The sequence below is a fragment of the Sphaerospermopsis sp. FACHB-1094 genome, from assembly GCF_014696195.1.
Classification (GTDB): Bacteria; Cyanobacteriota; Cyanobacteriia; order Cyanobacteriales; family Nostocaceae; genus Sphaerospermopsis; species Sphaerospermopsis kisseleviana.
Map to the genome: position 1 here is coordinate 1 of NZ_JACJPT010000172.1, position 7,223 is coordinate 7,223.

A 7,223-nucleotide genomic window follows, 5' to 3' on the forward strand; every position below is an offset into this window, starting at 1 on the left:
GCGTCTGGCTAAGGCGTGAAAGTCTACTGAGGGATAACTGCTCCCATGCTCCCGTTGAAGTAGAAAGTAAAGTCTAGTTTTGTCTAGGTTTTATATAGCAGAACAATTAACTAAAAATACTCAGTTGCAAATTTTGGGATAAAGTTTCCATCAAGGTCAGACCAGCTACAGAATTACCTATACTATCTAAAGCAGGACTGTAGCTGGCTATAGCTCCTTGATTTGGTACTATTGCTATCAAAGCCCCACTTATACCCGATTTCATGGGTAAACCAATTTTGACTGCATACTGAGGAGAAGCTTCATATAGTCCACAAGTTAACATTAAAGCGTTAACAATTTGGCGATGTTGGGAATTTATAAAACTACTTTTACAGGCTAATAATTTTCCTAATTTCGCTAAATCTTCCACAGTACCAGAAATACAGCATATTTGCTCATAAGTGTCAAGAGCCAATTCAATATTTTCAATGTGTTGAGTTTGGTAGAGATATTGAGCGATCGCCACATTTACCTGAGAACGAGTAGCACGCACGGAAGCCAACATTTCTACATCTAAATATAGTTGACTACCGGCTAATTTATTCAACCACTGACAAAACAACTGAGTGCGATGATTTCCATTTTTACCTGGTAACTTATCAGCTAAAGTAATAGCACCACTATTAATCATTGGGTTGCGGGGATGTCCATGATCAGCTATTAACTGTTCTAAAGAATTAAAAGGCATTGCTGAAGGTTCAACACCAACCGAGTTTAAAACATTTGCCGTTCCTAAATGTTCCAACAGATATAGTAAAGAAAAAGGTTTAATCACACTCATTAAAGGAAATATACAAGCGTTATCTCCTAAAGTGTAATTTTCTCCTGACTGACAATAGATATGAACAGCAACCCAACTAGGGTTAGCTACAGCTAAAAGGGGTATCCGTTGCATCACACTTCCTTGTGTTGCTTGGTTTTTCCCTTGCTGAACCCAGAGAGATAAATTATTTATATTGATGTCTTGAAGTTTTACCAAAACGCTGATCTCAATCTTAAAATCTACAATAATCTTCTACAATAATCTAAAATTACTATGATTCCTCGTGTTAGAGCGCCAGAATTACCAGAAAATTACCCTTGGTTAAATACAGATAAACCCTTATCTCTAAAAGCACTCAGAGGGAGAATTATCATTTTAGACTTTTGGACATACTGTTGTATTAACTGTTTGCACATATTACCAGACTTAAAATATTTAGAACGTAAATATCAAGAGATTATAACAGTTATTGGTGTTCACTCTGGGAAATTTGACAACGAGAAAGAAATTGAAAATATCCGTCAAGCGATATTGCGTTATGACATTGAACATCCGATTTTAGTTGATAGTGATTTTCGCGTTTGGGAACATTATACTATCAAAGCTTGGCCTACTTTAATTATTATTGATCTACAAGGATATGTGATCGGGCAATTTGCAGGGGAAGGACATCTTCACAAGATTGAAAACATGATCATTCAGATTTTGAGTAAAATCCCAAATCACATTAATATTCAACCATTAAAATTCACCTTAGAAAAACAGCATCAAACATTAATTACACCCTTAGCTTTTCCAGGTAAAGTTTTAGCTACACCAGACGGTTTATTTATTGCTGACTCTGGACATCATCGCGTAATTATGAGTAGTTTACAAGGGGAAGTTATTCAGGTTATGGGAACAGGTAAACGGGGTGTAAAAGATGGTAATTTTCAAAGTTGTGAATTTTCTGCACCTCAAGGAATGACTTATGATAGTGACACTAAAAGTCTCTACATTGCTGATACAGAAAATCATCTTTTAAGAAGAATTGATTTACCAAAACAAATTGTAGAAACTATTGCAGGAACATGGAAACAAAGTAATATCATCTATCCTCATGGTGGTAAAGCCTTGGAAATAGAATTAAATTCACCTTGGGATCTAGTTAAAGTGGGAAATTCTCTCTTTATTACCATGTCTGGAAATCATCAAATTTGGGAAATGAATTTATTAACAAATACCATTCATAGCTATGCTGGTAGTGGCGCAGAAGGTTGTGTAGATGGGAATTTTCAAGAATGTGCATTTGCTCAACCTAGTGGGATAACTACAAATGGTAAAGAGTTGTTTATTGCTGATAGTGAAACCAGTTCTATTCGGGGGGTGGAAATATCAGAAAATGGTAAGGTGAGAACTATTTGCGGTAGTGGGATGTTATTTGGTTTTGGTGATGTAGATGGAGTAGGTGAGGATGTGCGTTTACAGCATTGTTTGGGTGTAGAATATTTTAATCATCAGCTTTTTATTGCAGATACATATAATCATAAAATCAAATTAGTGAATCTGAGCAATGGGGAGTGTAAAACGATTTTATCAGGTGGGGAAAGTTGGGTTTTTTATGAACCTTCAGGGTTGAGTTTTTTTGGTGATTTTCTCTATGTTTGTGATACAAATAATCATGTAATTAGAAGGGTAAATTTAGAAACTTTGGAGGTGATAATAATGGAGTTTGCTGGTTTATGTGCGTCTGGTGTGTGTTCTCCATCTTGAGGATTTAAACAATAATTGAACGCAGATAAACGCAGATAAACGCGGATGATAATGGATGATTTTATGTAATCTTATCTGAAAACAATGTTACGTATTTTTACGGCATGATTAGTTAAATAATAAATATGATATATTTATTATTGATGTAATTGAGTTTAATGATTTAGTATATTACTTGTTAGGTTGATGAACATGAAATATAAATTTATTCCTTTAGACTGTGATGATGATATATTGCTGATTAACAAAGAATTTAATCTATCTCAATAGCTTAATGATGAGGTAAAATGATTGTAACAGTATCAATTAAAGATGAATACATTGAAGTTTTATCCGCATTAGGAGATTTACAAGAATCAATGGATTTGGCGCTTAAACAATATACTCTTGATAAGATTGCTGTAAAAATTGCTGAACTGCGTCACCGAGATATTAAGTATCAAGAAAAATATCAGTTAGATTATTCTAGGTTTTGTCAGAAAATATATGAAGATGAAGAATTTCTTCAACAAATAGAAAATTCTGTAGATAAAACATGGGAGATTGATTTAGCTGATTGGGAATTTTGTCATAAAGGAGTTGAAGATTGGATAGAAAAATTACAGACTATTTTGCTGACATATGTAAAATTCTCTAATTGTTGCTAATTCAATATTTATTTAAAGGAGTATTAATAAATATGATATAAAACAAGATTAATAACAAATCACAAATTAAGTATCAAAAACATGGAAAATCAAAATTTAAATACCCTAGAATATGTGAAACAAATGTCGTTATTATTGGAATTACCAATTAATAATGAATATAAAGATGGAGTAATTGCCAATTTTGAAAGAATCAAATCAATAGCAGAAGTAGTCAATAACTTCCCTTTACCAGAAGAAATAGAAATAGCAACTACTTTTGAACCATGAATGACGCTGTAAATATATCTCAAAATGTCTTATCAGGTAAATTTAGCGCAGTTGAAATTACCCAAACAACCTTAAATAAAATAGCCGCCAAAAATCAACAATTAAACTGTTTTACCGAAATTACCACAGAAACAGCTTTAAAAGATGCTGCCAAAATAGATCAAGAAATTGCTCAAGGTAAAAATCCTGGTATATTAGCTGGTGTACCTTTTGCTGTTAAAAATTTATTTGATATTGCTGGTTTAACAACCTTAGCAGGGGCAAAAATTAACGCCGAAAATTTACCAGCTACCCAAGATGCAACCGCAGTTGCTAGGTTGAAAAAAGCCGGTGCAGTGTTGGTGGGTGCGTTGAATATGGATGAGTATGCTTATGGGTTTGTGACAGAAAATGCCCATTATGGTACAACTTGTAACCCCTATGATCTACAACGAATAGCGGGAGGTTCTTCGGGAGGTTCTGCTGCTGCGGTTGCTGGGGGTTTAGTTCCTTTTTCTTTAGGTTCAGATACGAATGGTTCTATTCGTGTTCCTGCGGCTTTATGTGGTATTTTTGGTTTTAAACCTACTTATGGCAGGTTATCCCGTGCGGGTGTCAAATTATTTTCTAGTAGTTTAGATCATATCGGACATTTTGCAACTTCTGTGAGAGATATTGGGACAATATTTGATGTTTTGCAAGGTGAAGATGAGCAAGATCCGGTTTGTACAAAACGTCCGATTGATTTATGTTTACCACAAATAAATAATGATATTTCTGGGATTAAAATTGCGATCGCCGATGATTATTTTACCCAAAAAGCAGAACCAGCAGCTTTAGCAGCAGTGGCAAAAGTTGCTCATGCTTTAAATGTTACTGAATATGTCACAATACCAGAAGCGGAAATAGCTCGTGCTGCGGCATTTGTAATTACAGCTTGTGAAGGTGCAAATCTGCATTTAGAAAACTTAAAATCCCGTCCGCAAGATTTTGATCCAGCAACGCGAGATAGATTTTTAGCTGGTGCTTTAATTCCTCATTCTTGGTATATCCAAGCACAACGTTTTAGAAGATGGTATAGAGATCAAGTGAGAGAGATATTTGCCAATGTAAATATAATTATTGCTCCAACAACCCCAATTTCTGCCCCATTAATTGGACAAAAAACGATGATGTTAGATGGTGAAGAAATTCTTGTCCGTCCACATTTAGGGTTGTTTACTCAACCATTGTCTTTTATTGGTTTACCTGTTTTATCAGTACCAATTAAGGAGAAAAATTCTCTACCTTTAGGAGTACAATTAATAGCTGCACCCTATAATGAAGCTTTGATTTTAAGAGTTGCCGCATTTTTGGAAGCACAGGGTATTGTTTCTGGTGGTTTACTGCATGAATTTTGACTTCTGAGGTTTCGCCAAATAAATTATGAAAATCTGTGAAAATTTTTATATTGAGAAATTTCCAAATCGCGTTACAATCATTAAAGCTTAAATGAGTTAATTAGCTGATTCAGCTTTTAGCTAACTCCAACCATCTATCTATTCCCAAACTTGGGAAATTATATGTTACAGCTAGTAATTACTGTTTGTGTACTGCTTTTAGGTTCAGCATTGTGTTCTGCTACAGAAACGGCGCTGTTATCTGTTCCCACATTGAGAGTGCGACAATTAGCGGAATTTAAAAAACCTGCCGTAGTTGCACTTCTAGCGATTCGTGAAAACATGAATCGGCCTATTGCCACAATAGTAATCCTCAATAATATTTTCAACATTATTGGAAGTATTATCACAGGTAGTATTGCAACTCAAGTATTAGGAGATAGATGGCTTGGTATATTTTCGGGAATATTAACTTTTCTGATTATTATTTTTGGAGAAATTATACCCAAGACAATTGGTGAGAGATATTCTGAACAAATTGCTATACTCACAGCCATACCTGTAACGGGAATTTCTCTAGCTTTTACACCCTTAGTATGGATTTTAGAAAATGTCACTGCACCATTTTCTCAAGGGAGAAAAAGACCAACAACCAACGAAGCAGAAATCAAACTCTTAGCAAATATTGGTCAGCAAGAAGGTATTATCCAAAGTGATGAAGCAGAAATGATTCAGAGGGTATTTAGATTAAATGATGTGACAGCATCTGATTTAATGACACCCCAAATTATGCTGACATATATACGCGGTAATTTGACCTTAGCTGAAGCAAAAGCAGATATTATTGCTTCCCAACATACCCGGATTATTGTTATTGATGAATCTATTGATCAAGTGATGGGATTTGCTTTAAAACAGAGTTTACTTACAGCGATGGTGGAAGGAAGTGGTGAACAAAAAATTGCTGATTTAGCTAGAAAAGTGCGCTTTGTTCCTGAGATCATTCGTGCTGACAAACTGCTCAAAAATTTTATAGAATCCCATGAACATCTTGCAGTAGTAGTAGATGAATATGGATGTGTTGCTGGTGTGATTACTTTGGAAGATGTGCTGGAGGTAATAACTGGTGAAATTGTAGATGAGACTGATAAAACGGTCGATTTACAAGAAATTGCTAGGAAGAAACGAGCAAAAATGTTGCAGTCTATCAATACTCTTCATACTGGAGAAAAAACTGAAGAAAAACATGATAACTATGATCTAAAAATAGGAAACACAAATTAATTTAAAATTCCAAATTTTTGCAAAATAAGCTACGCGAAAAAAACTTAACATCCAGGAATTAAACATTGTGAACTCCCGGAGGATAAATAACTTTTCCTTGATATTTATCTTCATAACCTAAGAGTGGTTTCACCATAAAAAAGTCTTCAGGAACATTAAAAGGACATTCTATTTGATAATTTATGGCTGCTTGAAAACCAAAGGGGTGATAAAGTTTGGGATATCCCAAAACTACAACTAATGCTTCTCCTCTATTGTCTGCTAGTTCTAGTACAGCACGGCGTAAATAAACCAACCATTCTCAATCGCTAAAAAGCTTACGACCTATTATTTTTGACTTTTGACTTTTGACTTTTGACTTCCGCGAAGCGGTACTAGTGTGTTGACTTTTGCTATGGTTGGATAGTCGAGGATATTTTCAGCACGGATTTTCATAATCAAATTGTAATTATTTATGTAATTATTTATGAAAGTGTATGATTGGATTGTGGTTGGTGCAGGAATTACAGGTGCTGCACTTGCTTATGAATTAGCAAAAACGGGGTTTTCGGTACTGCTGCTAGAACAAGACAAAACACCACAAAATGCTACTCGCTATAGTTATGGTGGAATTGCTTATTGGTCTGGTACAACACCTGTGACACAACAACTATGTCAAGAAGCGATCGCTCGTTATCAAATCCTAGCGCCAGAATTAGATGCTGATATCCAATTCCGAGAATTAGATTTATTACTAACTATCGCTAATGATACTGAACCAAAGGTAGCAGCCGCATCCTATTCTCATCTTAGCACACCACCCCAGCTATTGAGTGTTCAAGAAGCTTGTGAGTTAGAACCATTACTCAATAAAAATGCTATCTCTGGTACTTTAACTGTCAAACATGGTCATGTCCATCCGCAAAAACTAAGGCAAGCATACATTCAAGCATTTCTACGTCTGGGGGGAGAAATACAGTTTACCAAAGTATTAGAACCTACATAGGGGTTGCTGAGAAAGTCTTTCCGTGATGGCATAGGAGTCAGGAGTCAGGAGTCAGGAGTCAGGAGGAGATTTGAAAATTTCTTTGCCATCTCTTGAAATCCCAAAAAATGCACACTTTTTCC

Annotated in this window: 7 protein-coding genes and 1 pseudogene; 6 read left to right on the forward strand and 2 right to left on the reverse strand. The window is 35.2% G+C overall.

Annotated elements, in window-relative coordinates:
* Positions 1-106: 106 nt before the first annotated feature.
* Positions 107-1,021, reverse strand: a complete 915-nt coding sequence (gene glsA, locus H6F47_RS26055) for a glutaminase A (protein WP_137667718.1) — start codon at positions 1,019-1,021, stop codon at positions 107-109.
* Positions 1,022-1,078: 57 nt separating this feature from the next.
* On the opposite strand from glsA, the gene H6F47_RS26060 reads away from it, so the two are divergent.
* The 5 genes from H6F47_RS26060 to H6F47_RS26080 all read left to right on the forward strand — a co-directional run bounded on the left by H6F47_RS26060 (position 1,079) and on the right by H6F47_RS26080 (position 6,116).
* The gene (locus H6F47_RS26060; RefSeq protein ID WP_190651650.1) at positions 1,079-2,557 is read left to right on the forward strand and encodes a thioredoxin-like domain-containing protein; all 1,479 of its coding nucleotides are present in this window, start codon (positions 1,079-1,081) and stop codon (positions 2,555-2,557) included.
* A 287-nt stretch (positions 2,558-2,844) separates the two neighbouring features.
* Entirely contained in the window at positions 2,845-3,204 is a 360-nt protein-coding gene (locus tag H6F47_RS26065) for a hypothetical protein (protein WP_190347204.1), read from the forward strand.
* Positions 3,205-3,285: 81 nt separating this feature from the next.
* Positions 3,286-3,474 carry a DUF4089 domain-containing protein gene (locus tag H6F47_RS26070; RefSeq protein WP_096565405.1) on the forward strand — a complete coding sequence of 63 codons (189 nt, stop codon included), beginning with the start codon at positions 3,286-3,288 and terminating at the stop codon, positions 3,472-3,474.
* Positions 3,471-4,853: an AtzE family amidohydrolase gene (locus H6F47_RS26075; RefSeq protein WP_190651652.1), complete on the forward strand. Its 1,383-nt coding sequence runs from the start codon at positions 3,471-3,473 to the stop codon at positions 4,851-4,853. Before H6F47_RS26070 ends, H6F47_RS26075 begins: the two co-directional genes overlap by 4 nt.
* A gap of 162 nt (positions 4,854-5,015) precedes the next feature.
* Positions 5,016-6,116, forward strand: a complete 1,101-nt coding sequence (locus H6F47_RS26080) for a hemolysin family protein (RefSeq protein WP_190651654.1) — start codon at positions 5,016-5,018, stop codon at positions 6,114-6,116.
* Positions 6,117-6,174: 58 nt separating this feature from the next.
* Here the strand turns inward: H6F47_RS26080 and H6F47_RS26085 are convergent, their stop codons facing one another.
* Complete coding sequence (locus tag H6F47_RS26085; RefSeq protein ID WP_096565410.1) at positions 6,175-6,411, reverse strand: hypothetical protein; 237 nt, start codon at positions 6,409-6,411, stop codon at positions 6,175-6,177.
* Between the two features lie 171 nt (positions 6,412-6,582).
* On the opposite strand from H6F47_RS26085, the pseudogene H6F47_RS26090 reads away from it, so the two are divergent.
* Positions 6,583-7,086, forward strand: a pseudogene (locus tag H6F47_RS26090) (FAD-dependent oxidoreductase); the annotation flags it as partial.
* Positions 7,087-7,223: the final 137 nt, after the last annotated feature.

Bases quoted from the DNA above. Each gene is read 5' to 3' on its own strand.
- H6F47_RS26060 (WP_190651650.1), top strand. From the start codon at position 1,079: ATGATTCCTCGTGTTAGAGCGCCAGAATTACCAGAAAATTACCCTTGG.
- H6F47_RS26065 (WP_190347204.1), top strand. From the start codon at position 2,845: ATGATTGTAACAGTATCAATTAAAGATGAATACATTGAAGTTTTATCC.
- H6F47_RS26070 (WP_096565405.1), top strand. From the start codon at position 3,286: ATGGAAAATCAAAATTTAAATACCCTAGAATATGTGAAACAAATGTCG.
- H6F47_RS26075 (WP_190651652.1), top strand. From the start codon at position 3,471: ATGAATGACGCTGTAAATATATCTCAAAATGTCTTATCAGGTAAATTT.
- H6F47_RS26080 (WP_190651654.1), top strand. From the start codon at position 5,016: ATGTTACAGCTAGTAATTACTGTTTGTGTACTGCTTTTAGGTTCAGCA.